At 60.7% G+C, this 26,941-nt stretch carries 27 protein-coding genes; 14 read left to right on the forward strand and 13 right to left on the reverse strand.

Features of this window, described 5'->3' with window-relative positions; all coding sequences use genetic code 11:
* Positions 1-4: 4 nt before the first annotated feature.
* The 3 genes from CHEJ32_RS24660 to CHEJ32_RS0112585 all read right to left on the reverse strand — a co-directional run bounded on the left by CHEJ32_RS24660 (position 5) and on the right by CHEJ32_RS0112585 (position 3,373).
* Positions 5-1,291, reverse strand: coding sequence for an O-antigen ligase (locus tag CHEJ32_RS24660; RefSeq protein ID WP_051469644.1), 1,287 nt, complete (start codon positions 1,289-1,291; stop codon positions 5-7).
* 28 nt (positions 1,292-1,319) lie between these two features.
* Positions 1,320-2,561, reverse strand: a complete 1,242-nt coding sequence (locus tag CHEJ32_RS0112580; protein WP_245261084.1) for a polysaccharide biosynthesis/export family protein — start codon at positions 2,559-2,561, stop codon at positions 1,320-1,322.
* Between the two features lie 134 nt (positions 2,562-2,695).
* On the reverse strand, positions 2,696-3,373 hold the full coding sequence (locus tag CHEJ32_RS0112585; protein ID WP_028034188.1) for a sugar transferase: 678 nt from the start codon (positions 3,371-3,373) through the stop codon (positions 2,696-2,698).
* Positions 3,374-3,926: 553 nt separating this feature from the next.
* Here CHEJ32_RS0112585 and CHEJ32_RS26280 point away from each other — a divergent pair.
* The 7 genes from CHEJ32_RS26280 to CHEJ32_RS0112620 all read left to right on the forward strand — a co-directional run bounded on the left by CHEJ32_RS26280 (position 3,927) and on the right by CHEJ32_RS0112620 (position 11,573).
* The gene (locus CHEJ32_RS26280) at positions 3,927-4,166 is read left to right on the forward strand and encodes a hypothetical protein (RefSeq protein ID WP_198023859.1); all 240 of its coding nucleotides are present in this window, start codon (positions 3,927-3,929) and stop codon (positions 4,164-4,166) included.
* Between the two features lie 229 nt (positions 4,167-4,395).
* Positions 4,396-4,731 (forward strand): hypothetical protein, encoded by a 336-nt coding sequence (locus CHEJ32_RS24670; RefSeq protein ID WP_051469647.1) that lies wholly within the window; start codon positions 4,396-4,398, stop codon positions 4,729-4,731.
* 244 nt (positions 4,732-4,975) lie between these two features.
* Positions 4,976-6,151 carry a glycosyltransferase gene (locus CHEJ32_RS0112600; RefSeq protein ID WP_028034189.1) on the forward strand — a complete coding sequence of 392 codons (1,176 nt, stop codon included), beginning with the start codon at positions 4,976-4,978 and terminating at the stop codon, positions 6,149-6,151.
* Complete coding sequence (locus CHEJ32_RS0112605) at positions 6,148-7,164, forward strand: glycosyltransferase family 2 protein (protein WP_305803855.1); 1,017 nt, start codon at positions 6,148-6,150, stop codon at positions 7,162-7,164. The genes CHEJ32_RS0112600 and CHEJ32_RS0112605 overlap by 4 nt, the downstream gene beginning before the upstream one ends.
* Positions 7,164-8,114, forward strand: a complete 951-nt coding sequence (locus CHEJ32_RS0112610; RefSeq protein ID WP_034658327.1) for a glycosyltransferase family 2 protein — start codon at positions 7,164-7,166, stop codon at positions 8,112-8,114. Before CHEJ32_RS0112605 ends, CHEJ32_RS0112610 begins: the two co-directional genes overlap by 1 nt.
* 129 nt (positions 8,115-8,243) lie before the next feature.
* On the forward strand, positions 8,244-9,140 hold the full coding sequence (gene galU, locus CHEJ32_RS0112615; protein ID WP_028034192.1) for a UTP--glucose-1-phosphate uridylyltransferase GalU: 897 nt from the start codon (positions 8,244-8,246) through the stop codon (positions 9,138-9,140).
* A gap of 93 nt (positions 9,141-9,233) precedes the next feature.
* The gene (locus tag CHEJ32_RS0112620) at positions 9,234-11,573 is read left to right on the forward strand and encodes a polysaccharide biosynthesis tyrosine autokinase (protein WP_028034193.1); all 2,340 of its coding nucleotides are present in this window, start codon (positions 9,234-9,236) and stop codon (positions 11,571-11,573) included.
* A 13-nt stretch (positions 11,574-11,586) separates the two neighbouring features.
* Here the strand turns inward: CHEJ32_RS0112620 and CHEJ32_RS0112625 are convergent, their stop codons facing one another.
* The 10 genes from CHEJ32_RS0112625 to CHEJ32_RS0112670 form a co-directional block, all read right to left on the reverse strand.
* On the reverse strand, positions 11,587-12,363 hold the full coding sequence (locus CHEJ32_RS0112625) for a metallophosphoesterase (protein ID WP_028034194.1): 777 nt from the start codon (positions 12,361-12,363) through the stop codon (positions 11,587-11,589).
* 114 nt (positions 12,364-12,477) lie between these two features.
* Entirely contained in the window at positions 12,478-13,800 is a 1,323-nt protein-coding gene (locus tag CHEJ32_RS0112630; RefSeq protein WP_028034195.1) for a folylpolyglutamate synthase/dihydrofolate synthase family protein, read from the reverse strand.
* A gap of 30 nt (positions 13,801-13,830) precedes the next feature.
* Complete coding sequence (gene accD, locus CHEJ32_RS0112635) at positions 13,831-14,748, reverse strand: acetyl-CoA carboxylase, carboxyltransferase subunit beta (protein ID WP_028034196.1); 918 nt, start codon at positions 14,746-14,748, stop codon at positions 13,831-13,833.
* A gap of 46 nt (positions 14,749-14,794) precedes the next feature.
* The gene (gene trpA / locus CHEJ32_RS0112640; protein ID WP_028034197.1) at positions 14,795-15,640 is read right to left on the reverse strand and encodes a tryptophan synthase subunit alpha; all 846 of its coding nucleotides are present in this window, start codon (positions 15,638-15,640) and stop codon (positions 14,795-14,797) included.
* On the reverse strand, positions 15,637-15,966 hold the full coding sequence (cutA, locus tag CHEJ32_RS0112645; protein ID WP_028034198.1) for a divalent-cation tolerance protein CutA: 330 nt from the start codon (positions 15,964-15,966) through the stop codon (positions 15,637-15,639). The genes trpA and cutA overlap by 4 nt, the downstream gene beginning before the upstream one ends.
* A gap of 3 nt (positions 15,967-15,969) precedes the next feature.
* A complete protein-coding gene (trpB, locus tag CHEJ32_RS0112650) occupies positions 15,970-17,190 on the reverse strand; it encodes a tryptophan synthase subunit beta (protein ID WP_028034199.1) in 1,221 nt (406 codons plus the stop codon).
* Positions 17,191-17,200: 10 nt separating this feature from the next.
* A complete protein-coding gene (locus CHEJ32_RS0112655) occupies positions 17,201-17,857 on the reverse strand; it encodes a phosphoribosylanthranilate isomerase (protein ID WP_028034200.1) in 657 nt (218 codons plus the stop codon).
* Between the two features lie 105 nt (positions 17,858-17,962).
* Complete coding sequence (locus CHEJ32_RS0112660) at positions 17,963-18,715, reverse strand: M48 family metallopeptidase (protein WP_028034201.1); 753 nt, start codon at positions 18,713-18,715, stop codon at positions 17,963-17,965.
* A 97-nt stretch (positions 18,716-18,812) separates the two neighbouring features.
* Positions 18,813-19,229, reverse strand: coding sequence for a DUF2852 domain-containing protein (locus CHEJ32_RS0112665; RefSeq protein ID WP_028034202.1), 417 nt, complete (start codon positions 19,227-19,229; stop codon positions 18,813-18,815).
* A gap of 120 nt (positions 19,230-19,349) precedes the next feature.
* On the reverse strand, positions 19,350-20,141 hold the full coding sequence (locus CHEJ32_RS0112670) for a carboxylesterase (RefSeq protein ID WP_028034203.1): 792 nt from the start codon (positions 20,139-20,141) through the stop codon (positions 19,350-19,352).
* A 179-nt stretch (positions 20,142-20,320) separates the two neighbouring features.
* Between CHEJ32_RS0112670 and infC the strand changes: the two genes are divergently transcribed.
* From infC to pheT, 7 genes are all read left to right on the forward strand, one after another.
* Complete coding sequence (gene infC, locus CHEJ32_RS0112675; RefSeq protein ID WP_034658349.1) at positions 20,321-20,857, forward strand: translation initiation factor IF-3; 537 nt, start codon at positions 20,321-20,323, stop codon at positions 20,855-20,857.
* A gap of 57 nt (positions 20,858-20,914) precedes the next feature.
* Positions 20,915-21,535 carry an isoprenylcysteine carboxylmethyltransferase family protein gene (locus tag CHEJ32_RS0112680; protein WP_028034205.1) on the forward strand — a complete coding sequence of 207 codons (621 nt, stop codon included), beginning with the start codon at positions 20,915-20,917 and terminating at the stop codon, positions 21,533-21,535.
* A gap of 157 nt (positions 21,536-21,692) precedes the next feature.
* The gene (gene rpmI, locus CHEJ32_RS0112685) at positions 21,693-21,893 is read left to right on the forward strand and encodes a 50S ribosomal protein L35 (RefSeq protein ID WP_028034206.1); all 201 of its coding nucleotides are present in this window, start codon (positions 21,693-21,695) and stop codon (positions 21,891-21,893) included.
* Between the two features lie 34 nt (positions 21,894-21,927).
* Complete coding sequence (gene rplT, locus CHEJ32_RS0112690; protein WP_028034207.1) at positions 21,928-22,329, forward strand: 50S ribosomal protein L20; 402 nt, start codon at positions 21,928-21,930, stop codon at positions 22,327-22,329.
* Positions 22,330-22,496: 167 nt separating this feature from the next.
* The gene (locus CHEJ32_RS24675; protein WP_245261086.1) at positions 22,497-23,324 is read left to right on the forward strand and encodes an RIO1 family regulatory kinase/ATPase; all 828 of its coding nucleotides are present in this window, start codon (positions 22,497-22,499) and stop codon (positions 23,322-23,324) included.
* Positions 23,325-23,419: 95 nt separating this feature from the next.
* Entirely contained in the window at positions 23,420-24,505 is a 1,086-nt protein-coding gene (gene pheS / locus CHEJ32_RS0112700; protein ID WP_028034208.1) for a phenylalanine--tRNA ligase subunit alpha, read from the forward strand.
* 23 nt (positions 24,506-24,528) lie between these two features.
* The gene (pheT, locus tag CHEJ32_RS0112705; RefSeq protein ID WP_028034209.1) at positions 24,529-26,934 is read left to right on the forward strand and encodes a phenylalanine--tRNA ligase subunit beta; all 2,406 of its coding nucleotides are present in this window, start codon (positions 24,529-24,531) and stop codon (positions 26,932-26,934) included.
* Positions 26,935-26,941 lie beyond the last annotated feature (7 nt).

Here is a 26,941-nt window from a genome sequence, read left to right on the forward strand (position 1 = left end):
CCGGTCACCGCGACCGGCTACTGACTCCAAGCATCGTGCCTCCCGGAATCGACTCCGGCTTCCGCACCGGTGCGCCAGCGCGCACCGTATAGATGAATGCGCAGATCACGATGATCGAAGTAATGCTGAACTGGAAGAACACGGCCACCTCGATGAAACTGCTGCAAACCACATAGGTGAGGAAGGAAGCGAAGAAGGCCGTCTCCGGCGCGGGTGCCTTAAATGCCCACAGATAGGCTCTGGCGAGGGCGCCATAGAGAAGCAGAATCTGCAGACCCACGCCAATCATGCCGATCTCGACGGCGTTGTTCACATAGGTGTTGTGGAAGTTGAAGCCGGCGCGTGCGTTGATGCCGAAGACGGCCCAGAGCAATTCGGCGGGTGGATAACCCTGTACCCAGAATGCACGATAGCCAAGACCGAGCCATGGATGCTCGCGGATGAACTGGGCTGCGAAGTGCCAGAGTTCCGTCCGTCCAGTCAGCGTGACGTCCTTGCCCGAGGCATCGAGCAGATTCTGGAGCAGGTAATCGGAATATTGCAGCACCAGGATCACCCCCGCCAGGCCGAGGCAGGCGACTAACCCGCCCAGAAAGAGCTTCTGCCAGTGGGTAAGGCGTCGGCTGAGGAGGATGGCGAGCGCCAGACCTGCGGCGGGAAGGATGAAGAGAATGGCGCCCGTCGATTGGGCGCTGATGAGCAGGGGGCCGGCGGCAGCGATTCCGGCGAGCGCTGCGAAGCGCATCAGGCGGGGCGCCGTGCGGTCGAACAGCATGGCGATCGAGGCGAGCGTAAATGCACAGATCACGGCGGCAAAGGCGTTCTTGCTACCGAAGATCCCGATCCACGCGCCGATATCGTCACGTATCCGGCCGAAGAGGATGCTGCCGACAATGCCGATGCCATAGATGCTGAAAAGAAAGCGTATGAAGGTCGTCGGCGAAATCCGCGTGGCGATGGCAATGGCGATCACCACAGTGATGGTGAACTGCAGTCCATAGCGAAAAGAGAGCCCGGGAAATTGCGACCACAGAATCGAGAGCAGGCAGAACCCGGGCAGGATCAGGAGATACCAGAAGCGCAGGATAGCCTGCAGGCTTGCAGCAGGCCGTATCGCAAGCAAAAGGCATCCTGAAACGAGGAACAGAAGCGCGCTAAGCGAGCCGAAAAAGGAATCGAAGATCAAAGCCGCGAGCGCAGTGAAGCTCAGGCTCGCGGCGACACCGATCTGCAGCCGTCTGCGGCCCACGCTGGCGGCAACATGCGGGTGCGACAGCCCTAAGGCCGACATCCATTCTCTCCGTGCGTCCGATCACGCTTCATTGGCCGGCGGAGAACTGGAGGGCAGGGGGCAATTCCTGTTCCACTTTGATCACATCGCCGGGCCAGACGGTTGAACTCTCGTCGGCAAGCAGCATCGTCGCCTTTCCGTTCACGACGCGCACAATGGTGATCTTCGGTTCCGGCAAGCCGCTGCGGCTCGCTGCTGCCGGTGCTTGTGCCAAAGCTTCCGCCATCAGCCCGCGCTGGGTCTGCATCGTGATGCGGTTCTCCTCCAGCTTGGCCTCGATCTCCTGCCGTTCAACAGCCAGCTCCGAGACGGCGGTGTTCTTCAGGTTTATGGCGTCCTGCTCCGCCTTGCTGATATCCTGGCGTGCCGTCAGGATCGCCGTTTCGAAATCGAGCAGCTTGCTTTCCATATCGGCGATGTTGCGCTCCGAGGTAAGCACGCGCGTATTGACCACAAGGCCCTTATCCGCCAGCGAGCCGACGCCTTCGAGTTCTTTCCTTGCAAGCTCCACCTGGCGGGTCTGCGTGGCAACCTTCTTCTCCAGGGAGGAGATCTCCTGCTGAAGCAGTTCCTTGAGATCGTCCAGGGCCTGGAGTTGGAGTGTAAGCTGCTTCTGCCGCGCATCCATGATCGCCTTCTCATCCGCAAGGATGCTGGGAAGCTTGGGGTCGGAGGCGATCTCGTCCGGCACCTGGATTTCAGCCTGACCCTGCAGTTCCGCCTCGATGCGAGCGCGCTTCACGAGCAGCCTTATGCGTTCGTCGGCGAGCGCATCGGCATTGCCCTGTGCGCTGATGAGATCGCGTTCGGCTCGGCCGCCGCTTGAATCGCGCCGCATCCCGCCGGCAATGCTCACGGCCTTAAGCACGGTCATGTCCGGCACATAGGGGTATTGTCCGGGCGAGTTGACGTCACCAGCCATATAGAATGGCCGGTACTCCGCCAATTCCACCGCCGCCTCCGGACGGTCAGCCAGGCCGAATTTCTGCTGCAGTGTCGTCTCCACCGTCTCCGAAATTTCCGCGGTGGTCTTCCCCGCCGCTTCGATCTCGCCCACGAAGGGGACCGATAGCTTGCCGGACGCACTGATCACATAAACGCCACTGACCGCCGACCATTCGCGGAAGGCGCCCTCCACGGTCTGCCATTCCACCACGCGGATGTTCAGCTTGTCCTGGCTGCCCAGACGATACTCTTCCGCCGCTGCGTGGGCGGCCGGTAAAGTTCCGATGACGAGGGCGACAAGCGCGCCGTACAACCGCAAAGCCATGGGCATGGATTTGCTGCCGACGCAGAAGTGGTTGGATTCCAGCAAGTGCAGTCCTTTTCTGTACCAGGAGCCCGGGCACAGCCCGGATTCATCGATTCAGCCCCCGCTGCCCAGCCGCACTCTGCGGCCCCTTTCTAATAGCTTCCGCGCGATAGACAGACGGCCGGAACGGTCTTGGCTATGATGCGGATGTCCTGCGCCAGCGACCAATTCTCCACATAATACCGGTCAAAGGCGACGCGGGTTGCATATGAGACGTCATTTCGTCCGCTTACCTGCCACAGGCCCGTCAAGCCGGGCCGCGACTTGAGGTAGAAGACTGCGGCACTCCCATATCGTTCCAGCTCTTCCTGGACGACCGGCCGCGGACCCACAATGCTCATCTCGCCGGCAAGAATATTGAGGAATTGTGGCAGCTCATCGAGGCTGAGCTTGCGCAATACCGCCCCGACGGGCGTGACGCGTGGGTCGTTCTTGAGCTTGCGCGTGGCCTCCCATTCCGCCTGTGCTTCGGGATTCTCGCTCAGATAAGCCTGAAGCACAGCGTCGGCATCCTGGCGCATCGTCCTGAATTTCAAGCAACGGAAACGACGCCCGCCTCTGCCGATCCTCGCATGCCCGTAGAAGACGCTTCCGCCGTCGGAAAATTTCACCAGAGCGGCGAGGAGAAGCAACAAAGGACTGAAAAGAATGAGCGCGCAGAGCGCTCCCGTTATGTCGAACCCGCGCTTCAGCACCCCTCCGAGAGGGGTGGAAAGATCAAAATCCACCTCTGTCCCGGCGAAGTTCGCAGATTTGGCGATTTCCCGCATGAAAAGCCCCATCCAGCAACCTCTCAGATTACGCTTAGGTTAGCAGACTATGTTGCGCTGCAATATGACTTCTTTGGGAAACTCAAATTATTTTTGTGCTCAATTTATAAACACGAATTGCACAAAAATTGATATTCCTGGTACTTATATGACCCGGCTAATATAACTGAGTGCTTCCATGGGGTTCTTGTATGGGTAAGTTAGATGAAGAAATGCTATTCACAAAGATGTAATATTCGGAAACATTAGTGATATATATTTGAAGTATAAGGATTAGTCTAAGCGAAAGTCGCGAATAGCGCGTCATAGAGCGGATTTGTCTACTGGGGTTCCAGGCGGTATGAGCCTGGTTTTTGCAGAAAATGCAGTTCTTTTGAGGTTGCAGCGCAATCGAGCAATCTCATGTGACTTTGCTGGTGGAGTCTGCGCGGGTATATTTTTATGGAATGCGGCCGGCGATCGGGCTAGGGTACTGACTGAACTCGTCAGTTAACGACTGGGAATGGGCCGCAGGACCGATAACAATATGTCTCTGCCAAAATTCGCAATTGGCATGATCTTCGTTATCTTCGCGGTGGCGCTATGGTCGGCCATAGACACCGCTTCATTCGGCATGATTATCTTGCGCGCAATTATTTGCGCTATTGTCTTGCAGGTTGGCTATTTCATTTACGTGCTTGGGAAGGTGGCGATGCACTCCCGGGCGAAATCGAGGGGAAAAGCCGTCGAACCCGTCGCATCTGGTGCGAAGGGGAAAGCTGATCTTCCCTTGCAGCGCCCTCTGTCGCGCTGACCTCGTAGAAACTTAGGGATTTCTCAGAGAGTGTAGACTCGGGTATCAACCTCGCCCTAGGTCACATTCGTATTTCGCAATGAAAACATATTTTCCTCGCGCCCGGGGCTATCGCTTTTTTTCAGGACACAATTTGTTTCTATAAACTTATTCGCCGGCGTGAGTATCTTGCTCGGCGGGCTACCTTTATGCTGTTGGCGCATCAAGATTGCAGCGAACGGAGAAGACATTGGCATCGCTTTTCGGCTTCAAGACGCGCAGCCCTGAGCGGGACCGTGATACGGATCGTGAGAGACTTGCGCGGCTGAGTGCGTTCCTCGGGGAAATGGCCGACCAGATAGCGGCGGAGAGGAGCGGTCTGGAGCGGCGCTACCGGGAGGCGTCGACGAATGCGGGTTTCCTCGCGGATGCCATGGAAAATGAGGAAGTCTCCGCAGGTTCCTCTCACCGGCTCGACGCAATGACCGACGATATGCTCAATTACGAGCGCCGTCTCGCGGCGCTTTCGCGTCAGATCGGGGTGGTGGAAGATCTCCGTGCACGTGCACAGGCGCTTCTGGATTAGGCTTCTAAGGTCTTAACGGCAATAACGGAACATTTCAGCATAAATGAAGAGGTGATTGCATAGTTTTGTCAAATCTTCGTCACATGCCGTCTTCATAATTTTACTGATTGCGTAGGAAAGCTTTACGGCAAAGATTGTGCAGCGCGGCACAATTTGGCCGAATTTATTCGTAAATTGAATTCCATATTGCAGTGCAGCATTAGCTGCTATACTGTTTCCAGTTGCGGGTAGTCGTGGGTGCCAGATGCTGCATGTGCTTTATCTCGTCTTCAATCTAACGGACCCGGCCGTTCGTCGCCGAGTCATGATGTTGAAGGCGGGTGGCGCGACTATCACGCTTGCGGGCTTCCGCAGGACTGAGGAGCCGCCTGCCGATATCGAAGGCATCCGCCCTATCGATCTTGGCATCAGTCATGATGGCCGGTTTACGCAGCGGGCATTTGCGATTCTGAATGCGACCATGGCGCTTCGATCTGCTCTGAAGAGCGTTTCCAAGCCGGATTTGATCATTGCGCGGAACCTGGAAATGCTGGTGCTTGCTTCGCGGGCTAAGCGGGTTTTCGGGGCCAATGACCTGCCATTAGTCTATGAGAGCCTCGACATCCATCGCTTGCTTTTGCGGCGGGATCCGTTCGGCCATGCGCTGCGCTTCCTTGAACGTTATCTCGCGCGGAATGCGGGGCTCCTCATAACCAGCTCGCCTGCCTTTGTACACAATTACTTCGCGCCGCGCGGCCAAGTGAGTGCGCCCGTAAAGCTCATCGAAAACAAGCACTTGGAGTTGGTCTCGACCGAGGGTGTGGAGAGGCCGGCCCAAGAGCAGTCGCCACCTTGGAAAATCGGTTGGTTCGGCGCGCTGCGGTGCAGACGCTCACTTGCGATCCTGTCGGAGTTTTCCCGCCGTTCCCAAGGCCGGTTCCTGATAACGCTGAGGGGGAAACCCGCCCTTCGCGAATTCGAAGACTTCAGCGGAGCGGTCGCATCCGAGCCGTATCTTTCCTTCGAGGGTCCGTATCGCAACCCCGAGGACCTGGCTGCCATCTACGGAAAGATCCATTTTTCATGGGTCATCGACTTCTTCGAGGAGGGGCAGAACTCGAAATGGCTCCTGCCCAACCGCCTTTATGAAGGCTGCCGCTTCGGTGCAGTACCGATCGCAATGCGTGATACGGAAACGGCGCGTTTTCTGGAGGAGCGCGGGATCGGCATTATCTTGCCCGAACCTACGGCTGATGCCTTGGAACGGGTCGTCGGCGGCATGAGTCCCGAGCGCTACCGGGAACTTCGCGGCCGGGTGTTGGAGCTCGACCGCAAGACATGGACCTGTGACCGCCAGGATTGTGTCGACCTTGTAAGCCAGCTCCGGCGGCTTGTCGCCGAAACGCAACCCGTCATCGTCAAGGGATTTGCTCAAGCATGACCGATGGAGATGCCGGCCGGATGGCGGATCACTGGCCTCCTTCCTGCCTGATCGTCATTCCCTGTCTCAACGAGGCTGCCCATATCGGCAGTCTTCTGGACCTGCTGGAACCCTCGGCCCGCCGACTCGATGCCAGGATCGTCGTCGTGGATGGCGGAAGCTCAGACGGCACCCAGCAGATCGTGTCCGAACTCGCGAAGGAATATCCTGCGCTTATCCTGCTGGAGAACAAGAAGCGCATCCAGAGTGCAGCCGTAAACCTCGCAATCGAGCTGTTGGGAGAGGGGGTCGAATATCTGATCCGGATCGATGCCCATGGCGGGTATCCCGAGGATTATTGCGACAGGCTTCTGGAAGAAGCATTGGCGACCGGAGCGGATTCCGTGGTCGTCTCGATGGAAACCACCGGCTCGGGGCTCGTTCAGCGGGCGGCCGCGGCAGCGCAGAATTCCAAGTTGGGTACCGGGGGTTCAAAGCACCGTCATCAGGCCGCCGGCGAGTGGATCGACCACGGCCATCATGCCCTCATGCGGATCAGCGCCTTCGAGGCGGTAGGAGGCTATGACGAAAGCTTCAGCCACAATGAGGATGCAGAGCTCGATCACAGGCTTCGGCAGGCCGGGTTTCGCATCTGGCTCACCGCCAGGACGCAGATGACCTATTACCCGCGTTCGACCTTCAAGGGGCTTTATCTGCAATATTTGGGCTATGGCCGGGGCAGGGCGCGCAACATCCTCAAGCATCGGGTCGTCCCGAAAGTGAGGCAGATGGCGCCGCTCATGATTCTGCCCTTTGCGATCTTGGCCACTCTTTCATTCCTGCACTGGGCGGCAGCGCTTCCGTTTCTGCTTTGGGCTGCCACCTGCCTCGTCTACGGCGCGTTGCTCGCGATCAGAGGACGGGACCTGAACCTCCTTCTGGCCGGGCCTTCCGCCATGGTCATGCATTTCGCCTGGTCTTTGGGCTTCTGGCAGCAGCTCCTTTCGTCCGGACTGAGCGGGGAGGCGACATGATGGAAAGTACAGTTCTGCCTCGGACGATCGACATCTGCATCTGCACCTTCAGACGGCCTGAGCTTGCGGCGACCCTTCGTTCTCTGGCGGTTTTGGAACCGCCTCAGGCGTATAAGGTTGGCGTCATAATTGCCGATAACGACGACGAGCCCAGCGCGCGGGACCTCGTGATCGCGATGATGGACGAGTTGCAGATACCCGTTCACTACATCCACGCGCCCGCCCGCAACATCTCGCTTGCACGCAACGCCTGCCTCGACGCAAGCCGTGCCCGCTTCGTCGCCTTCATAGACGATGACGAGACGGCCACGAAGGAGTGGCTGGTGCGTCTCGTCAAGGCAGCAGAAGGAAGCCGTGCCGACGTGGTGCTCGGCCCGGTACGCGCTGGTTATGGGGAGGACGCACCGGTGTGGATGCGCCACGGCGACTTCCATTCAACCTTCCCGGTCTTGGCGGGCGGAGAAATCCGAACCGGATATACCTGCAACGTCCTGATGCGCATGGATGCTAAGGCGATCTGCGGCCGGCGCTTCAGCCTTGACCGCGGGCAGACGGGCGGGGAGGACACCGCCTTCTTCGACGAGGTCTACCGGGCGGGCGGCAGAATCGTTTACGCGCCCGATGCCTGGACTGAAGAAGTCGTGCCTCCGAACCGCGCCACCTTCAGATGGCTCGTGCGCCGGCGCTATCGTGTCGGCCAGACCCACGGACGGTTGGTGGCAAGTCGCAAATCCGGAATCGGTGTTGCAGGACAACTCGCATTGGCGGGTGCAAAGATCGCCTACTGCACCGTCGCAGCCACACTCACGGCGCCTTGGGCCACACGGCGCAACCGCAACATCCTTCGAGGGGTGATGCATATGGGCGCGCTGAGCGGATTGCTCGGCGCGGATGAACTTCGCCAGTACGGCATGAAGCAGACCGGTCAGGGGCAGGGGCATGCAACCTGAGGGCCGGTATCGCTTTTCCAGGATAACGAAACAGCGGCAGAAAAAACCGCGATTAGTTGGGTTGGGGGATTACGCCGCACCGCTTTCGAAAGGCGGCTGCTCAGTTCTAATGCCTCAAGGGATTTTGAGATGAAGAAAGTTAGGAAGGCCGTCATTCCCGTTGCCGGACTTGGAACGCGGTTTTTGCCCGCGACCAAGGCGCTGCCTAAGGAGATGCTTACGATCGTCGACAAACCCGTCGTCCAATATGCAGTGGACGAGGCATTGGAGGCCGGCATCGAGCACATCATCTTCGTCACCGGCCGCAACAAGGCCGTCATCGAGGATTACTTCGATCTGCAGCCGGAATTGGTCGGAACCCTGGAAAAGGCGGGTAAGACCAAGGAGCTGAAGCTGCTTGAGGAGATGATGCCGCTTCCGGGGTCGGTGAGCTTTACCCGCCAGCAGGCACCGCTCGGGCTCGGCCATGCCGTCTGGTGCGCTCGCGACATTGTCGGCGACGAGCCCTTCGCGGTGCTCCTGCCGGATATGGTTTCCTTCGGAAAAAAGGGTTGTCTGGCCGAGGCGATGGAACTCTATAACCTGACAGGTGGTAATGTGTTGGCGGTGGAGCAGTGCCACCCGCGGGAAACCAGCAAATACGGCATCGTCGGTCGTGGAGCCGAGGTGGTGCCGGGATTCGAGATCACCGGCATGGTTGAAAAGCCTTCACCCGAAAAGGCCCCGTCGAACTTCTATATCAATGGGCGCTATATCCTCCAGCCGCAGATATTCGAGCTTTTGAGCCGTCATGAACGTGGCGCCGGCAATGAGATCCAGATCACCGACGCGATGGCGCATCTCCTGAAGGAGCAGCCGTTTTACGCGCGGCCGTTCACAGGCCGCATGTTCGACTGCGGTTCCAAGTCGGGTTTCATCGAAGCCAATGTCGCTTTCGCCCTCGCGCGTGAGGACATCCGCGACAGCGTCTTCGAGCCGATCCGCGCGATGGTCGGCCTGGATCGAAGAGCAGAGCAGGCAGCCTGAGCCGAGCGGTGCTTGCAGCAGCCTATCAGGGCTGCATTTGGGGGCTCTGTCATGCAGGGCCCCTGCTGAATAACGAGGACAAGAGGAGCAGCTATGAACCACGCCGGATTTCCCGTGACGAAGCCTGTTCCCCTACCTGCCAGTGAGCCTCAGGAAACGGATACTTTCATCGATATCGAGCGCCTCCTGGCGATGGCGTACCGGCAGGCTCGCGTCCTGATCCTCTGCGCTTTGATCGGGCTTGGTCTGGGCATCCTCTATCTGGCCACGACGCCCCCCACCTACACCGCGATAAGCCAGGTGCTCATCGATGAGAGCCTGCGCAAGATGGTCGACAGCACGTCATCCTTCACTTCTGAGATGGAGACGGACTCGGCCATGCTGAGCCAGCTCGAGATCGTAAGATCGGCCCGGCTTGCAGAAGCGGTGGTGGACGCGGAGGGGCTCGACCGGGACGAGAACTTCATGAACCCGCCGGAATCGCTTCTCTCGCAGATCATCGGCTACGCGCGTTCCATCGTGCATTCTCTGCGCGGCAACGTGACGGTTTCCGACGGTGCAGACGCTGCTGCTACGCGCAGAGCCGCCATCCTAACGCTGCAGCGCAATGTGATCGCCCAGCGTGCCGGCCGCAGTCTTGTGATTTCCATAGGCTTCCGCTCACATGATCCAGAACTTGCCGCAAGGATCACGAACGCGTACGCGAAGGCCTATGTGGCCGACCAGCTCAATGCGGGTTTCGAGGCTACGGAGGAAGCGGCGGTATGGCTTGAAGGCCGGCTGGCGGAGCTGCGCCAGAGTTCTCAGGCCGCCGCGCTCGCCGTCGAGCAGTACCGGGCCGAGAATGGGCTTTCCGCCGCAAGCGGAGAGCTGATGGCCGACCGCCGCCTTTCCGATTTGAATAGCCAGCTTGCCATCGCCAAGGCCGACACGGCGCGCGCCTATGCGCGTTACCGTCAATATCAGGAGATCACTGAAGCCGGACCGGACGAAGCCGTCCGGAACGCGACCGTGTCGGAAGACCAATCCGGCAATTCCGTCCTTACGGAGCTCAAGACGCGTTATCTGAACATCAGCCGGCGCGAGCAGGAGATCTCCACGCAATATGGGGAGGATCACCCCCAGGCGGTGGCGCTGCGCCGCGAGCAGGCGGAAGTCGCGCGGCAGGTCCATAATGAGCTGACACAGCTCGCGGTGAGCTACCGCAACGAATATCAGGTGGCGCTTTCGCGCGAGAAGGCGTTGCAGGAAAGCGTAACCGCGGCGAGTGGCGAGAGCTCCGAAGCGAAGCAGTCACAGGTGCGCCTGCGTGAGCTGGAGCAGCAGTCGAACGCTCTCAGCTCGTTGTATCAATCCTTTCTGACCCGCTATGAGGAGGCCACGCAGCAGAGTACTTTCCCGATCTCCGGTGTGCGGATCATCTCGGCTGCCAGTCTTCCGCGGGGACCGTCGAGCCCGAGCACGACGCTTGTCCTGGGGCTGGGACTGGTGCTCGGTCTGATGATGGGAGGCGCCTTTGCCGGGCTCAATGAGTTCAACGAACGATTCTTCCGCACCGGCGATGATGTGCGCGACAGGCTTGGCGCACGCTTCCTTGGCTATCTGCCGACTTTCAGTAGCGAGGAGAGCAGGGCGCGCCGGCGGCGTAGCCGTAAGGATCCTCCCCTCCAGCCTGCTACAGCCGCGGGTATCGACCCTCAGGCGAGGCGTCAGACGCGGATCGCGATCAAGGCACCGGCCTCGATCTTCGCGGAAACCCTGCGCAGCGCCAAATACGCCGCTGATGTCGTGCTTCAGGAAAAGCAGAGCAAGGTGCTTGGCGTCATCTCGGCCCTTCCTGGAGAGGGGAAGTCGACAGTTGCGGCGAACCTCGCTCATCTTCTTGCCGCCAACGGCCAGAAGACTCTGCTGATCGATGCGGATCTGCGGAACCCGACCTTGAGCCGTGCGCTCGGCATGAGCAGCGAACAAGGTCTTCTCGAAGCGGTGATGAACGGCTTGTCCTGGCGCGCGGTTGCGAAGATGGACCCCGAAACGCGCCTTGTCATCGTGCCGGCCATGGTCCGCGCGCGGTTTTCACATACCAGCGAGCTTCTCTCTTCGGCCGGTATGGACAGCTTTCTGCAAGAAGCGCGGAACAGCTTCGATTACATCATCGTCGACTTGCCGCCGCTTGGGCCGGTGATCGACGCCAAGGCATTTGCGCCGCAGGCGGATGGGCTTTTGGTCGTGGTCGAATGGGGACGCACGCCACGCGCGCTTGTCCGCTCCGTCCTCGGCTCCGAGTCCGTCGTGACGGAGCGCATTCTCGGCGTCGTGCTCAACAAGGTAAATATGAAGGCGCTCTCGCGCTACGGCGGTTTCGGAAGTTCAGAAAAATACCTGGGCGAGTATGTGAGCTACTACAACGACGCGCAGAAGAAGGCGGCTTAGGCCGGCGCTGACGTCAGGTGGACAGGAAATGCGCGCGCCCGGCGCCCAACTGCACCGCCGTGAGCCGGCCGCTCATATAGGCGCCCGTATCGATGTTCAGCCGGCGGCCACTGAGCTCAGGCTTTTTGACGGGGGTGTGGCCATGGATCACCCAGCGATCCAACTGGGCTGCGCCAGCGAAGAACTCCTTGCGGATGAAAAGCAGGTCGCGCTCGTCCTGATCTTCAAGCGGGATTCCGGGGCGGATGCCCGCATGTACAAATGCCACCTGGCGCGAATAAGCCATGATTGGCAATGCACGCAGAAAGGCCACATGGGACGACGGCACGCTGCTTCGCACCATCTGGTCGAGCTCTGACGCCGAATAGAGATTGGCAAGATAGGTAAGGTCGATACCGTAGGAACGCAGCGTGTTTTCACCGCCGGTGGCGAGCCACGCGTCACGCGGAAGGTTACCCTCCAGATAATCCAGGAATGCCGTCTCATGATTCCCGGCCAGGCAAATGCGCTGAAATCCTTCCGGCGGCGGCTGTATCAAATGCTCGATCACCTGGGCCGATTCAGGTCCGCGGTCGACATAGTCCCCCAGCATGATGATGAGCTTGCGGCCGCTGAAACCGGTCGCATCCGCGATAATTTTCTGCTCCAGAACCTGCAGCTGGTCAAAGCAGCCATGGACATCGCCGACCGCATAGACAAGCGTGCCGCCGAGCTCGATTTGCAGCCGCGCGCGCGTTCCCTGGCGTTTTCCCCCGCCGAGCAAACTGAGAAATTTCTGCCTCAGCGCCAAATCCTTTCATGGCGAGCCGAAAGGCTCGTTTAAGCCTTTCGGCAGAGCTTTGGAATCAGGCTGCTATTCGAGGCAATTTTGCCGGGCTTGCAACCCCCACGGCGCAGGAGACTGTCACTGTGGGGGGGTTCCGTTTTCGGCCAGCACCTCGCCCGCGAGGTAGAGAGAGCCGCTGATGAGGATTCGCGGAGGTGTCGGGTCGTCCCAGGTGTCGCGCAGAAGCTTCAGCGCGTTCGGCACGGAGTTGACGGGCTCCGCCGAAAGACCGGCTGCGATGGCGCGCGCAGCAAGCTCGCTGTTCGGCACCCCCGCTTCGCTCGAATTGACCGGAACGGTATAGACATGCCGCGCCATCCCTTGGAAGGCGCTGAAATAGCCCTTCTGGTCCTTGGTATTGATCATCCCGGTGATCAGCACCAGAGGCTTCGGGCGCTTTTCCTCCGCCTCGGCCATGCTTTCCGCGATAACGGCACCAGCACCGGGATTGTGGCCGCCGTCGACCCAAATCTCCGCATTGTCCGGCGCAAGCTCTACCAGCCGTCCCTCGGTGAGCCGCTGCATGCGGCCAGGCCACGAAACCGTGAGCATTGCCTCCTCGGCGATGCGGTCGCTCACGGGAAATCCGGCCGCCTTCACTGCGGCGATGGCCGCTGCGGCATTTGCCAGCTGATGACGGCCGACGAGACGGGGCAAAGGCAGGTCCATCAGGCCGTTTTCGTCCTGGTAGACCATGCGGCCATTTTCTTCCACGGCAATGAAATCCTGGCCATAGATGGCAAGTGGCGCGTCCAGGCGCTCCGCGGTCTCGATGAGCACCTCGCGCGCCGCATCCCATTCCTGCTGCCCGATCACCACAGGCGACCCAGGCTTGATGATCCCTGCCTTCTCAGCTGCGATCAATTCCACCCGGTCGCCAAGATAGGCTTCGTGGTCGAGCGATATCGGCATGATGAGGCTGACGGCAGGCTGACGGACGACATTGGTGGCATCGAACCGGCCGCCAAGACCCACTTCCACGACGGCGGCATCTGCGGGGTGTTCGGAGAAGAGCAGGAACATCACCGCCGTGAGCAACTCGAACACCGTGATCTGCTCGCCGCGATTGGCTTCGGCGACACGCTCGAGGGCATCGGCGAGAACCTCGTCCTCAACAAATCTGCCGCCGCCCGCCTTTCCAATGCGGAAGCGCTCGTGCCATCGAACCAGGTGAGGCGAGGTGTGAACGTGAACGACCTTGCCCGATGCCTCAAGCAAGGCACGGGAAAAGGCGGCTGCGGACCCCTTGCCGTTCGTACCGGCGATGTGGATCACCGGCGGCAGCTTCTCCTGCGGATCGCCAAGTCGATGAAGCAGCCGGCCGATGCGTTCAAGAGAAAGGTCGAATCCCTTGGGGTGAAGCGCCATTAGGCGGTCGATGGCGCGCTCGGCGGCACTCATGGAAGTGTTGGACCTCGTAGGTAGGTAGGATCACGCGCTGACGGCAGCGGGTTCGGCTTCTTCAGGTGCAGGAAGTCTCGGTGCTTCCTCTAGCGCCACCTGCTTCTTGAGCAGGATCTTCAGCAACCGTGCCACGGTCGCCTTCATCTCGGTGCGCGGGACGACCATATCCACCATTCCGTGCTCCCTCAGATATTCGGCGCGCTGGAACCCTTCGGGCAGTTTCTCCCGGATGGTCTGCTCGATCACGCGCGGGCCGGCAAAGCCGATGAGGGCGCCGGGCTCGGCGATATGCACGTCGCCAAGCATGGCGTAAGAGGCGGTGACGCCGCCGGTCGTCGGATTGGTGAGCACGACGATATAAGGCAGGCCCGCTTCCTTGAGCCTGTCTACAGCCACCGTCGTGCGGGGAAGCTGCATCAACGAGAGGATGCCCTCCTGCATACGCGCGCCGCCGGAGGCTGCGAAAAGGACGAGCGGCAACCGGCGCTCCACCGCGGTCTCGAAGCCGCGGACGATGGCTTCGCCCGCCGCCATGCCCAGCGAGCCTCCCATGAAGGCAAAATCCTGTACTGTCGCCATGACCTCCAGGCCCTCGACGCTGCCGATCCCGTTCAGAACCGCATCTTCCAGATTCGTCTTGGCCTTGGCATCGCGCAGGCGGTCGATATAGCGACGCTCGTCGCGGAATTTCAGCGGATCGACGACGACTTTCGGATTCTCGAGCGTCTCATAGGCACCACCATCGAAGAAGTGCTTCAGCCGGTCCTTGGCGGAGATCTTCATATGGTAGCCGGAGGAGGGGATCACCCACTGGTTCTCCTCCAGATCCTTATGAAAAACCATTTCGCCCGTCTCCGGATCCTTGATCCAGAGATTTTCCGGCATCTCGCGACGGCCGAGCATGGAGTTGATTTTCGGCCGGACGTAGTTGGTGATCCAGTTCATGAGCGATACTCCTTCCTCTCCGAATACTACCGGGAGAAATTGTCCGTTATTCGGCGGGAGCCGAGACGCGCGCTTCGCGCACCCCGTCGGCCAGCCCGCGCACGAGGGTCGCCACCGCTTCCGCCGGGTCGGCCGTGGTTTTGCCGTCCGCGCCCAGCACATTGGCGACAGCATTGACGATAGCCGTACCGACCACCACGCCATCGGCCGCCGCACCGATCGCGCGCGCCTGGCTTGCCGTCTTCACGCCGAAGCCGACGCAAACCGGCAGCTCCGTATGGCCCTTGATGCGGGAGACGGCCCCTGCCACCTTGGACGTATCGGGGAGGGCAGAACCGGTGATGCCCGTCATCGACACGTAGTAAACAAAGCCGGAGGTGTTTTCGAGAACCTTGGGCAAACGCTTGTCGTCGGTCGTGGGCGTGGCAAGGCGGATGAAGTTGATGCCGGCCTTCAGCGCCGGCACGCACAGTTCCTCGTCCATCTCCGGCGGCAGGTCGACGATGATCAGCCCGTCGATGCCGGACTCTTTCGCATCGGCCAGGAAGCGATCGACGCCATAGATATAGATCGGATTGTAGTATCCCATCATGACGATGGGCGTATGGTCATTCTCCTGCCGGAAGCTCCGAGCCATCTGAAGCGTCTTGGCGAGCGTCTGGCCGCCTTTAAGCGCGCGCAGACCGGCAGCCTGGATGGCCGGTCCGTCGGCCATCGGATCCGAGAAGGGCATGCCAAGTTCGATGATATCGCTGCCGGCTTTCGGCAACGCCTTCATGATGGAAAGCGAGGTCTCGTAATCCGGATCGCCGCCCATGAAATAGGTGACGAGCGCAGGCCGGTTCTCGGCCTTGAGATTGGCGAAAAGCCTGTCGATACGGGTGGTCGTCATGCAGGTTCTTTCGTTTCCGCGCGCAGCCAGTCGGCATAGGCCTGATCGACCTGGCTGATCTCCGTCGCTGTGATGAACGGTACTTCATAGGAATGGAGCGTGCGCACTGCCTCGCAGACTGCTTCGAAATGCTCGCTCCGGGTTTTCAGGAGGAGCGGCACCTCGGTCGCCGTCTCGATCGCGCCCTTCCAGCGATAGCGGCTTGCAATCGGGGGGAAGATATTGGCGCATGCAGCAAGCTTTTCGGCGATGCAGGCGTCGGCGATCTTCTCGGCCGTCTTCTGATCGGGGCAGTTCACCCAGATATCGATGAACCGGAGCGGCATGGCTTAGATATCCATGTTGAGGTGTTTCGCCACGGCGAAGATATCCTTGTCACCCCTGCCGGACAGATTCATGACGATGATCTGATCCCTGCGCATTTTCGGGGCGCGCTTGATGACCTCGGCCAAGGCGTGGGACGGTTCAAGCGCCGGAATGATGCCTTCGAGGCGGGTAAGGAGTTGAAAGGCCTCCAACGCCTCATGGTCCATGATGGGCACATACTCCACGCGACCGGCATCCTTCAGCCAGGAGTGCTCGGGCCCAATGCCCGGATAGTCCAGGCCGGCCGAGATCGAGTGGCCTTCCTTGATCTGGCCGTCGTCGTCCTGCAGGAGGTAGGTACGGTTGCCGTGCAGAACGCCCGGCTTACCCGCGGTGATGGAAGCGCAGTGCTCGTCGCCTTCAAGGCCCTTGCCGCCGGCTTCGACACCCACCATGGCCACGTCTTTATCGTCCAGGAAGGGATGGAAAAGCCCTATGGCATTGGAGCCGCCGCCGACCGCAGCCACGAGGAGGTCCGGCAGACGCCCCTCGGCTTGGAGCATCTGCTCCTTGGTTTCTTGCCCGATGACGGACTGGAAATCTCGTACGAGTTCCGGATAGGGATGAGGACCTGCGGCCGTGCCGATCAGGTAATACGTGTTCTCGACATTGGTCACCCAGTCGCGGAGCGCCTCATTCATCGCATCCTTGAGCGTCCCGTGGCCGGACGTCACCGGCTTCACCTCCGCACCCAAAAGCCGCATGCGAAAGACGTTCGGCGCCTGCCGTTCCACATCCGTCGCGCCCATATACACGATGCAGGGCAGCCCGAAACGGGCAGCCACGGTGGCCGAGGCCACTCCGTGCTGGCCAGCACCGGTCTCGGCGATGATGCGCGTCTTGCCCATGCGCCGGGCAAGCAGGATCTGGCCGAGGCAATTGTTGATCTTGTGGCTGCCCGTATGGTTGAGCTCGTCGCGCTTGAAATAGATCTTTGCGCCGCCGAGATGCTCCGTCAGCCGCTCGGCGAAATAGAGCGGCGAGGGCCGGCCCGTGTAATGCGCATTGAGGTGCTGAAGCTCGGCTTTGAAAGCCGGATCGTTCTTGGCTGCGTTCCAGTGCTCCTGGAGATCGAGGATGAGCGGCATCAGCGTTTCCGCGACGAAGCGGCCGCCGAAAATGCCGAACATGCCCTGCTCGTCGGGTCCGGTGCGGAAGGAATTGGGTTCAACCGGCTTGTTCATGCCGCCTCCGTTACTCGCGCTCGCCCCGTGCGGCCTGCACGGCGGTGAAGAAGGCGCGTATCAAATCCGGGTCCTTTTCGCCCGGCGCGCGTTCCACGCCGGAAGAAATATCGATACCGCGCGGCCGGGCTATGGCAAGGGCCTCAGCGATATTGGCCGCGTTGAGACCACCCGAAAGCATGTAATCCACTTCGCCGTCAAGGGAGGCAAGCAACGACCAGTCGAAAGGGATGCCGTTGCCGCCCGGAAGCTGTGCACCAACCGGCGGTTTCGCGTCGAGCAGGAAACGGTCTGCCACCTCACGATAGGCCGACAATGCCAGAAGGTCTTGCGCCTCCCGCACTGAGATCGCCTTCATCACCGGCAGCCCGTAACGCTTCTTGATGTCATCCAGACGCTCTGGGCTTTCGCTCCCATGGAACTGCAGCACGTCAGGCTGCACAATGTCGACGATACGCTCGAGCGTCTGGTCGTCGGCATTCACAGTCACGGCCACCGCTTTCGCGCGGCCACTGGCCAATCTCCCAAGTCGCGCAGCCGTTTCCACGTCGACATTCCGCGGGCTCTTCGGAAAGAAGATGAAACCGATATGGCTCGCCCCGCCGCTGAGCGCGGCGGTAACGGCTTGCTCAGTCTTCAGGCCGCAGATTTTGATCTCTAGTTCCATGCGCGTGGGAGTGGCACGAATAGGGCGGTAGGGCAACAAGACAGTCGCGTGTATGCCGGATTTGGGCGAAATACATACTGCCCGGACGCTCTATCCCTTACTGCCCTATCCAAACCGTATTGCCTGCAGTGCGGTTCCGTTCCTTTTTAGCCAGGCCTTGCATCGTTCCGTGTCCGGGCAGAGTGTCTCGCACAGGTCCCAGAAGCGGGGGCCGTGGTTCATTTCCTTCAGATGCGCCACCTCATGGGCGACGAGATAGTTGATGACCGGCGACGGCGCCATCATGATGCGCCAGGAAAAGGAAAGCACCCCGTCCGACGTGCAGGAGCCCCAGCGGCTCGACGTGTCCTTATAGCGGATCGATTTGGCGCGCCGGCCTACATGTGCCGTGTGGCGGGCCACGAGCGGTTCGATCTCCCGTTTCGCTTCACGCTTCAGGAAATCCGCCAGCCGGCGCGGCAGGTGCCTTGTATCGCCACTGATGACGAGGGCTGGCTGGCCGTCGATCGTTACCGCCGTCACCGTCCCTCGGGTACCCGGCTCATGCACTATGAGATGCGGCACGCCGCGCAGCGGAATCTTGATCCCGGGGCGCACGAGCGGCTCTTCGGGAATTTTTCTGAGCTTCTCTTCAAGCCAGCCCCGGTGACGTTCCAGGAAACGGTCCACCTCGCGCGACGAAACGCCGGGGGGAATGGTGACGCGAAGGCTTTCGCCGCCCGGCCCGATGCGGAGCGTGAGCCGCCGGGCCCGCTCGTTTTCCACCACTTTCAGCGGCAGTTCACGTCCGGCGACGATGTGCGTTCGCGCGGCTGGGGATGCTTTTGGCGAGGCGCGCTTCAGGAGACGAGGGAACATTCGAACAAAATATGTGATTCGTCCGGCATTGATCAGGAGCTTGCAAGAAAAACGGCGCCCTTGTGGGGCGCCGGAGGAACAAAGTCGGTCGGTCCGCTCAGCCGAGATCGGTCACCGGCGGAGCGCTCGGCCCGCGGTTCTCGCGTTCGCGCATAAAGCGGTCGAACTCTTCCTGGTCTTTGGCGCGGCGAAGCTCGTGCGCATACTCGTCGAACTCGTCGCGCATGGCGTCGAGCCTGCGGCGCTCTTCTTCAAGACGCTCGAGCTCCTTCTGGCGCCACTCGTCGAAAGCGACGTTACCGGTCATGGAATAGCTGCGGCTCGCCTTGCGGCAATTCGCAAACAGTCCGTCGGTCTTGCGGTTGACACCGCGCTTGAATTCGGGGAGCCGGTCGCCCCACAGGATATAGGCCAGCATGGCAAGGCCAAGCGGCCAGAACAGCATGAAGCCGACCACCATCAGGGCGATCGTCGCCGGTGTCCAAGCCGGGCGTATCAGGGCAGAATTGGTCATCGTCACCAGTTCCTCATCGAGGGTTGAAAGTCGGGGCGCGGCCGCTTTTTGTGACATGGGAAAGTGCCGAAGGCCTTTCAAGGTATGAACAACCAAAAATCGTAAGACGGCCGCAACCAACTATCCTTCAGGGCGAGTTTGCCGCGCCCGTTCCACCAGCGCCGCAGCTACCCTGAGCATCAGATCGATGTCCTGCGGGCGGGAGAGACGATGATCGCCGTCCCGGACGAGGGACAGCGTCACGTCATCCGCCGGAAGGTGCTCGACGAGCCGGAGAGCGTGCGTATAGGGCACGTCAGGGTCTGCCATTCCCTGCAAAATGTGAACGGGGCAATGGGTGTCGATGATGCCTTCGAGGACCCGGTTGCTCCGTCCATCGTCAATCAGCGCTTTGGTATAGATGTAAGGCTCCGGCGAATACTCAGACGGCTCTTCGAAATAGCCCTGTCTTTCCAGCGCTTCGCGTTGCTCCTCATTCAGTTCGGGCTCCACCAGCTCCATGGTGAAGTCCGGAGCCGGCGCCAGAAGCAGAATGCCGCCGACGCGCCCGCCTTCTCCGGCTTTCTGCAATTCCTGCACCATGCGGAGCGCGATCCAGGCGCCCATGGATGAGGCGACGAGGATTTGTTTTCCCTCCGTGAAGCGGCGGAATACGGCGAGGCTCTCGGCAAGCCAACGGGAAATCGTTCCCTCCTCGAAGGCGCCGCCCGATTCGCCATGCCCGGAATAGTCGTGCCTCGTGCAGGCGACGCCGCGCTCTTCCGCCCAGCCGTCCAAGGCCTGAGCCTTGGTCCCTTTCATGTCTGAGCGGTAGCCTCCAAGCCAGACGAGACCTGGGGCGGTTCCTGGCCGATGCCGCACCGCGACCATGTTTCCCTCAACTTCGACGAGGATCGGCTGGCTTTTGTCCATTGGCACCTCCTGTTCAACTTTCAGGCGAATTTTTTCTGCTCATTTCCGCCCGATATTGCTCTTCCGGCGTGATTCTTCTGCCGGGTTATGCTATTGACACTTCGCCCTGCAAGCCCACATAGCCGGCGGCTTGTTCCTTTGGGCGCAAGCTGTTTCGTCAACAATTGGAGATAACGACCATTCGCAGACCATTCAAAGCCGCGCCTGTCGTAAAGGAAGGCCCGCGCTCCAACCGGGATATCCGGGTTCCCCGGGTTCAGCTTATCGATGACGAGGGCAATAACCGCGGAATCGTGTCCACCGACGAGGCCTTGAGGATTGCCGAGGAGGCAGGACTCGATCTCGTAGAGGTATCGCCGAACGCCGATCCGCCCGTCTGTAAAATCACTGATCTCGGCAAGCTCAAATACCAGAGCCAGAAGAAGGCCGCTGAGGCTCGTAAGAAGCAGAAGACCATCGAGATCAAAGAGATCAAGATGCGCCCGAACATCGACACCCATGATTATGAGGTGAAGATGCGTTCGGTTCGCCGCTTCTTCGAGGAGGGGGACAAGGTCAAGCTGACGCTTCGCTTCCGTGGCCGCGAGATGGCGCACCTGGAACTTGGTATGAAGCTGCTCAACCGCGTCCGTGAGGACGTCGAGGGGATCGCCAAGGTCGAGGCCGAGCCGAAGCTCGAAGGCCGTCAGATGATGATGGTGCTTGCCCCGAAATAGCCGAAGTGCCACCCGAACCATCCTGCCTGTCAGGTTTGGAGACGGTGCGAGGTTTTGATGAGTGGCGAGACTGCAAAGGCGATGGCGGCATTTCAGTCGTCACGCCGTTACGTGTTGGCGTTGCTGATCGGCGTCATCGGCATCCTGCTTGTCTTCGGAAGCTCGTTGCAGAACGAAATGATGCACGAGCTGATCGAAGCCTACGGTCTCGTCCTCATCCTGATTGGCATCGGCGGGCGATTGTGGTCGATACTTTATATCGGCGGGCGAAAGTCCGCCGAATTGGTTTCCGCCGGCCCTTATTCGGTAACGAGAAACCCGCTTTATTTTTTCTCCACGGTTGCGGCAGTCGGTGTGGGCGCGCAGACCGGCAGTCTTGTCATTTCGGCGCTGGCGGGCCTCTTTTGCGCGGTGGCCTTCTACTTTGTCGCACTTCGTGAGGAGCGCTACCTGAAGGCGACGCTCGGGGCGCCTTATCTAGCCTATGTCGAACGGGTGCCGCGATTCCTGCCGATTCCCTGGCTTTACAGGGATGAGGAAAGGGTCACCTTCAAGCCCCAGATCTTCAATCGCACATTGGTCGATGGTCTCGTTTTCCTGAGCGCCATCCCATTTTTCGAGCTCGTCGAGATGGGGAGGGACATGGGATTGATCCCGGTCCTGTTCCAGCTCTACTGAACAGCTCGGCGCTATTGCGCAGGCGATGACTTGCTGGTATGAGGCGCCGTTCCTTCTGAGCCGTCCGGCAGGGCATGCCGTGGCGGCTCGTAATGCTTCCGGGGAAAGCCCGGTGAGAAAACAGGCGTTAAGCGCCACAAGAAGTTGGAGAAGCAAAATGCCCAAGCTGAAGACCAAATCGGCGGTCAAGAAGCGGTTCAAGGTGACCGCGACCGGCCGTGTGAAGGTGCAGGCCGCTGGCAAGCGCCACGGCATGATCAAGCGTTCCAATAAGTTCATCCGCGATGCGCGGGGCACGATGGTTCTTTCCGATCCCGATACGAAGATCGTGAAGAAGTTCATGCCCTACAGCTTCTGATCGGCGGTTAAGGACAGTTTAAGGAGATCATGCCATGGCACGCGTGAAGAGGGGTGTTACCGCCCACGCCAAGCACAAGAAGGTCCTGAAAGCCGCCAAGGGTTTCTACGGCCGTCGCAAGAACACCATTCGTATCGCCAAGCAGGCGGTCGAGAAGTCGCTGCAATACGCCTATCGCGACCGCAAGAATCGCAAGCGCAATTTCCGCGCGCTGTGGATTCAGCGCATCAATGCCGCCACGCGCGAACACGGGCTTACCTATGGCCGCTTCATCGACGGCCTGAACAAGGCAGGCATCGAGATCGACCGCAAGGTGCTGGCGGACATGGCCGTGCACGAGCCCCAGGCTTTTGCCGCGCTCGTGGCCAAGTCCAAGGCAGCGCTCGAATATCTCAAGAACACCACTCCCAACGCTTTTGAGAGCGCTGTCGCTTAAAGACCAGCGCTCCCGAAGCAAAGGAAGCATATCTCGGGAACCCGCGCTGGCAGGGCTGGCGCGGGTTTTCTTTTGAACCTAAGGACATTTGCACGAGATCCGGAATGATGCGCGGGGAAAGGGCAGTGGAAGGGGGGCTTCCATCGTCTCAAATAGGGGAGGCGCTTTTGCGCCTGCTGCTCCTGAGCGAGGAGAAGCGTATCTCCTCGGCGATCCTCGACGGCCGCACTGTTTGGATCAAGCGCTACGATGCCGAAGCCCGGCATTGGGGAAAGCGGCTGCACGAACTCCTCTCGCCTGTCATGCCAAAATCCTTCCTGCGCGCGTCCAGGCGCGCGGACGCCTCCGGCATGGTCGATCGGGAGATCCGCAAAATGGAAGCTTTCCGGCAGGCAGGCTTCGACGTTCCTGATCTCGTCTATCGCGGCAGAACGGTGATCGTACTCTCCCATGTGGCCGATATCGTGGAGCATGAATTGCGAAGACTGAGGTCGGTTGATCCCGATGAGCATGACGAGCTTCTGGTCGGCGCTGCCGGTGCGCTCGGCCATGTCCATGGAGCCGGGCTTTGCCACGGAAGACCGCACCCGCGCGACATGTTCATGAGCGGGGGCCGCTGGGGCTTTGTGGATTTCGAGGAGGAGCCGGAGGCAGCGATGCCTTTGCGGGCCGCGCAGGGGCGCGACATATGGTTGCTCTTCATGCAGATCTCGGCCAATGCAATGCTTCAAGACACGGAGGAGAGGGCTCTCGCTGCCTATGCGCAGGCCGGCCCCAAAGGGGCTCTGGAGCAGCTCGATTCCATTGTCAGCTTCTGTTCGCCCTTGTTGCCCCCGCTGGGGCTGCTCGAAAATGCCGTCCTTGGGAAGGATCTGCGACGCCTTCTGAAGGCAACCCGATATTTGAAGCGCGCCCTGGTATCCATTGGTGCGCATTCTGACGCGTCCGCATCGTCCCGAAAGACGAAAGCGATTTTCGGAAACCGCGATGCCTAGGCCCGATATTTCACAGCGTCCTTGGGGCGCCCAGGTGGACGCCTGCGATGTAAGTCAATGCGGCTCGGTGAGACCGAGGAGGTAAAGGAAAGACAATGAACGATCTGGACCGGCTCGAAAAAACGATCATGGACGAGATCGCCGCCGCTGGCGATGAGCAGGCAATCGAGGCCGTCCGCGTGGCTGCCCTGGGCAAGAAGGGCTCGATCTCGGAAAGGCTGAAGACGCTCGGTTCGATGTCGGCCGACGAGCGGCAGGTCATGGGCCCCGCGATCAACGGGCTCAAGAACCGCGTGACAGAGGCGCTCACCGCCCGCCGCACCGAATTGCGCGATGCGGCGATTGCGGCACGGCTGGAGCGCGAGAAGGTGGACGTGACGCTCCCCGTCGCACGGCCCCCGGCGGAGCGCGGCCGCATCCATCCCATCACGCAGGTGATCGACGAGATCGCTGCCATCTTCGGCGATCTCGGATTCTCCATTGCGGAGGGGCCGGACATCGAGACGGACTACTACAATTTCACGGCCCTGAACTTCCCGGAGGGTCATCCGGCACGCGAGATGCACGACACCTTCTTCTTCGAGCCGGATGAGAAGGGAGAGCGCAAGCTTCTGCGCACGCACACCTCACCGGTGCAGATCCGCACCATGGAGGCGCAGAAGCCGCCGATCCGCATCGTGATTCCCGGCAAGACCTATCGCGCGGATTCGGACGCGACCCATACGCCCATGTTCCACCAGCTCGAAGGTCTGGTGATCGACAAAACGGCCAATGTCGCCAACATGAAATGGGTGCTCACCGAGTTCTGCAAGGCCTATTTCGAGGTGCCGTCTCTCAATATGCGCTTCCGGCCGAGCTTCTTCCCCTTTACGGAGCCGAGCCTGGAAGTGGACATCCAGTGCGACCGCTCGAAACCCGGCGAGGTGCGCTTCGGAGAGGGGAATGACTGGATGGAGATCCTGGGCTGCGGCATGGTGCATCCCAATGTACTGCGCGCCGGCGGGCTCGATCCCGACGAATACCAGGGTTTTGCCTGGGGCATGGGCATCGACCGCATCGCCATGCTGAAATACGGTATGCCGGACCTGCGCGCCTTCTTCGATGCGGATGTCCGCTGGCTCCAGCATTACGGCTTCCGCCCGCTCGACCTGCCGACACTGTTCGGCGGGTTGAGCAGCTGATTTCTCCTGGTAGGCTGATTACGATGAAATTCACACTCTCCTGGCTCAAGGATCATCTCGAAACCGAGGCAACGCTCGCCCAGATCGTGGAAACGCTCACCATGATCGGTCTTGAGGTCGAGTCCGTCGACGACAAGGCGGCATTGAAACCCTTCGTCATCGCCAAGGTTCTGACGGCGCAAAAGCACCCCGATGCTGACAAGCTCCAGGTCCTTACGGTCGACAAGGGCGACGGCAAGCCGATCCAGGTCGTTTGCGGTGCACCCAACGCGCGCGCTGGCCTTATCGGCGCGTTTGCCGCGCCGGGGACTTACGTGCCTGGGATCGACGTCACGCTTTCCGTGGGAAAGATCCGCGGCGTGGAAAGCCACGGCATGATGTGCTCGGAACGCGAGCTGCAGCTTTCCGATGAGCATACGGGCATCATCGATCTGCCGGAGGATGCGCCCGTGGGTGAATCCTTCGCCAGATGGGCCAAGCTCGATGACCCGGTGATCGAGATCGGACTCACGCCCAACCGGCCCGACTGCACGAGCATCTATGGCATCGCGCGTGATCTTGCCGCGGCCGGCCTCGGCACGCTCAAGAACGGCGCTGTGGCGCCCGTCGCAGGGCAGGGCGCCTGCCCTGTGGACGTGAAGATCGTGGCGCCCGAGCTCTGCCCCGGCTTCGCGCTCCGACTCGTCCGCGGTGTGAAAAACGGTCCGTCGCCAAAATGGCTGCAGCAGCGCCTCATCGCCATCGGCCTGCGTCCCATCAACGCGCTGGTCGACATCACCAACTATATCACCTTCGACCGCGGCCGCCCGTTGCACGTGTTCGATGCTGCCAAGGTGAAGGGCAATCTCGTGATCCGCCGCGCGGAAGCGGGAGAGAAAGTGCTGGCTCTCGACGGGCGGGAATATGAGCTCAATCACGAGGTCTGCGTCATCGCTGACGAGAGCGGGGTGGAATCCATCGCCGGCGTCATGGGCGGTGAGCATTCCGGCTGTGACGAGAACACGACGGACGTGCTGATCGAGTCGGCTCTCTGGGATCCGCTCAACATCGCCCGCACCGGCCGCACCTTGGGCATCATCACGGATGCGCGCTATCGGTTCGAGCGCGGAGTCGATCCCGAATTCATGATCCCGGGCCTCGAGCTTGCGACCCGCATGGTCATTGATCTCTGCGGCGGCGAAGCTTCCGAAGCGCGGGTGGTAGGCTATCAGGGGCACACGCCCAAGGTGGTCTCTTTCCCGACTTCCGAGGTGAAGCGTCTCACCGGCCTTGATGTGCCGGCGTCGGAAAGCCTCTCGATCCTTTCGCGTCTCGGGTTCGTGCCCGACGGCTCCGGCGAGGTCGTGAACGTGGCCGTCCCCTCATGGCGGCCGGACGTCGACGGCAAGGCGGACCTGGTCGAAGAGGTTATGCGTATCCATGGGGTGAACGAGATCGCACCCCAACCCATGATATCGAAGGAGGCCGTGGGCGGCCGCATCCTCACCGCTGCGCAACTTCGCACACGCCAGGCAAAGCGCGCGCTCGCCGTCCGCGGCATGATGGAGGCCGTCACCTGGTCGTTCATCCCGGAAGAACAAGCGCGCCTCTTTGCCGAAAACCGGAAGCTCATCAGGCTCGCCAATCCGATCGCGGCCGACATGTCGACCATGCGGCCTTCGCTGCTGCCCGGCCTGCTTGCTGCCGCGCAACGGAATGCAGACCGTGGCTTTGCCGACGTAGCGCTGTTCGAAGTGTCCGGGACCTATGAGGGAGACCGGCCGGAGGATCAACGCCGCGTTGCCGCCGGTGTCCGCCGCGGCACCGCCCGGCTTGAAGAGCAGGGCCGTCACTGGTCGGGCAATGCCGCGCCCGTCGACGTTTTCGAGGCAAAGGCCGATGCCCTTGCGGTGCTCGAGGCCTGCGGTGCACCGGTGGACAAGCTGCAGATCGAGGCTGGTGGACCGAGCTGGTATCATCCCGGCCGCTCCGGCACGATCAAACTGGGGCCCAAGAACATTCTCGGCACCTTCGGCGAGTTTCATCCGAAGACGCTCGAGGAGATGGACGTCTCCGGCCCGCTTTGTGGCTTCGAAGTGTTCCTCGATGCCATTCCCGAACCCAAGGCGCGGGCGACGCGCACCAAGCCGCGCCTGGACCTCTCGCCCTTCCAGGCAGTGAAGCGCGATTTTGCCTTCGTGGTGGATAGAAAGGTCGAGGCGGCAACCCTCACGCGTGCCGCAGCGGCGGCCGACAAGAAGCTGATCGCGGATGTGAACGTCTTCGACGTCTTTGAAGGCGCCGCGCTCGGCCCCGACAAGAAATCCATCGCCATCGAGGTGACGATCCAGCCCCTGGAGCGTACGCTGACGGACGAGGATTTCGAGGCACTCGCGGGCCGGATCGTGGAGAATGTCGGCAGGCAGACCGGGGGTGTGCTGAGGAGCTGAGGCAAAC

This window comes from Chelativorans sp. J32 (assembly GCF_000518985.1).
Taxonomy (GTDB): Bacteria; Pseudomonadota; Alphaproteobacteria; order Rhizobiales; family Rhizobiaceae; genus Chelativorans.

What these genes read in the sequence shown, in the direction of transcription:
- CHEJ32_RS0112610 (WP_034658327.1), top strand. Translation starts at nt 7,164, where the DNA reads ATGGAAAGTACAGTTCTGCCTCGGACGATCGACATCTGCATCTGCACC.
- CHEJ32_RS24660 (WP_051469644.1), bottom strand. Translation starts at nt 1,291, where the DNA reads ATGTCGGCCTTAGGGCTGTCGCACCCGCATGTTGCCGCCAGCGTGGGC.
- CHEJ32_RS0112665 (WP_028034202.1), bottom strand. Translation starts at nt 19,229, where the DNA reads ATGACCAATTCTGCCCTGATACGCCCGGCTTGGACACCGGCGACGATC.
- CHEJ32_RS0112660 (WP_028034201.1), bottom strand. Translation starts at nt 18,715, where the DNA reads ATGTTCCCTCGTCTCCTGAAGCGCGCCTCGCCAAAAGCATCCCCAGCC.
- accD (WP_028034196.1), bottom strand. Translation starts at nt 14,748, where the DNA reads ATGAACTGGATCACCAACTACGTCCGGCCGAAAATCAACTCCATGCTC.
- CHEJ32_RS0112620 (WP_028034193.1), top strand. Translation starts at nt 9,234, where the DNA reads ATGAACCACGCCGGATTTCCCGTGACGAAGCCTGTTCCCCTACCTGCC.
- trpB (WP_028034199.1), bottom strand. Translation starts at nt 17,190, where the DNA reads ATGAACAAGCCGGTTGAACCCAATTCCTTCCGCACCGGACCCGACGAG.
- CHEJ32_RS0112605 (WP_305803855.1), top strand. Translation starts at nt 6,148, where the DNA reads ATGACCGATGGAGATGCCGGCCGGATGGCGGATCACTGGCCTCCTTCC.
- CHEJ32_RS26280 (WP_198023859.1), top strand. Translation starts at nt 3,927, where the DNA reads ATGATCTTCGTTATCTTCGCGGTGGCGCTATGGTCGGCCATAGACACC.
- cutA (WP_028034198.1), bottom strand. Translation starts at nt 15,966, where the DNA reads ATGCCGCTCCGGTTCATCGATATCTGGGTGAACTGCCCCGATCAGAAG.
- trpA (WP_028034197.1), bottom strand. Translation starts at nt 15,640, where the DNA reads ATGACGACCACCCGTATCGACAGGCTTTTCGCCAATCTCAAGGCCGAG.
- pheT (WP_028034209.1), top strand. Translation starts at nt 24,529, where the DNA reads ATGAAATTCACACTCTCCTGGCTCAAGGATCATCTCGAAACCGAGGCA.
- CHEJ32_RS0112580 (WP_245261084.1), bottom strand. Translation starts at nt 2,561, where the DNA reads ATGGCTTTGCGGTTGTACGGCGCGCTTGTCGCCCTCGTCATCGGAACT.
- galU (WP_028034192.1), top strand. Translation starts at nt 8,244, where the DNA reads ATGAAGAAAGTTAGGAAGGCCGTCATTCCCGTTGCCGGACTTGGAACG.
- CHEJ32_RS0112600 (WP_028034189.1), top strand. Translation starts at nt 4,976, where the DNA reads ATGCTGCATGTGCTTTATCTCGTCTTCAATCTAACGGACCCGGCCGTT.
- CHEJ32_RS0112630 (WP_028034195.1), bottom strand. Translation starts at nt 13,800, where the DNA reads ATGAGTGCCGCCGAGCGCGCCATCGACCGCCTAATGGCGCTTCACCCC.
- CHEJ32_RS0112585 (WP_028034188.1), bottom strand. Translation starts at nt 3,373, where the DNA reads ATGCGGGAAATCGCCAAATCTGCGAACTTCGCCGGGACAGAGGTGGAT.
- CHEJ32_RS0112670 (WP_028034203.1), bottom strand. Translation starts at nt 20,141, where the DNA reads ATGGACAAAAGCCAGCCGATCCTCGTCGAAGTTGAGGGAAACATGGTC.
- CHEJ32_RS0112680 (WP_028034205.1), top strand. Translation starts at nt 20,915, where the DNA reads ATGAGTGGCGAGACTGCAAAGGCGATGGCGGCATTTCAGTCGTCACGC.
- rplT (WP_028034207.1), top strand. Translation starts at nt 21,928, where the DNA reads ATGGCACGCGTGAAGAGGGGTGTTACCGCCCACGCCAAGCACAAGAAG.
- pheS (WP_028034208.1), top strand. Translation starts at nt 23,420, where the DNA reads ATGAACGATCTGGACCGGCTCGAAAAAACGATCATGGACGAGATCGCC.
- CHEJ32_RS0112655 (WP_028034200.1), bottom strand. Translation starts at nt 17,857, where the DNA reads ATGGAACTAGAGATCAAAATCTGCGGCCTGAAGACTGAGCAAGCCGTT.
- rpmI (WP_028034206.1), top strand. Translation starts at nt 21,693, where the DNA reads ATGCCCAAGCTGAAGACCAAATCGGCGGTCAAGAAGCGGTTCAAGGTG.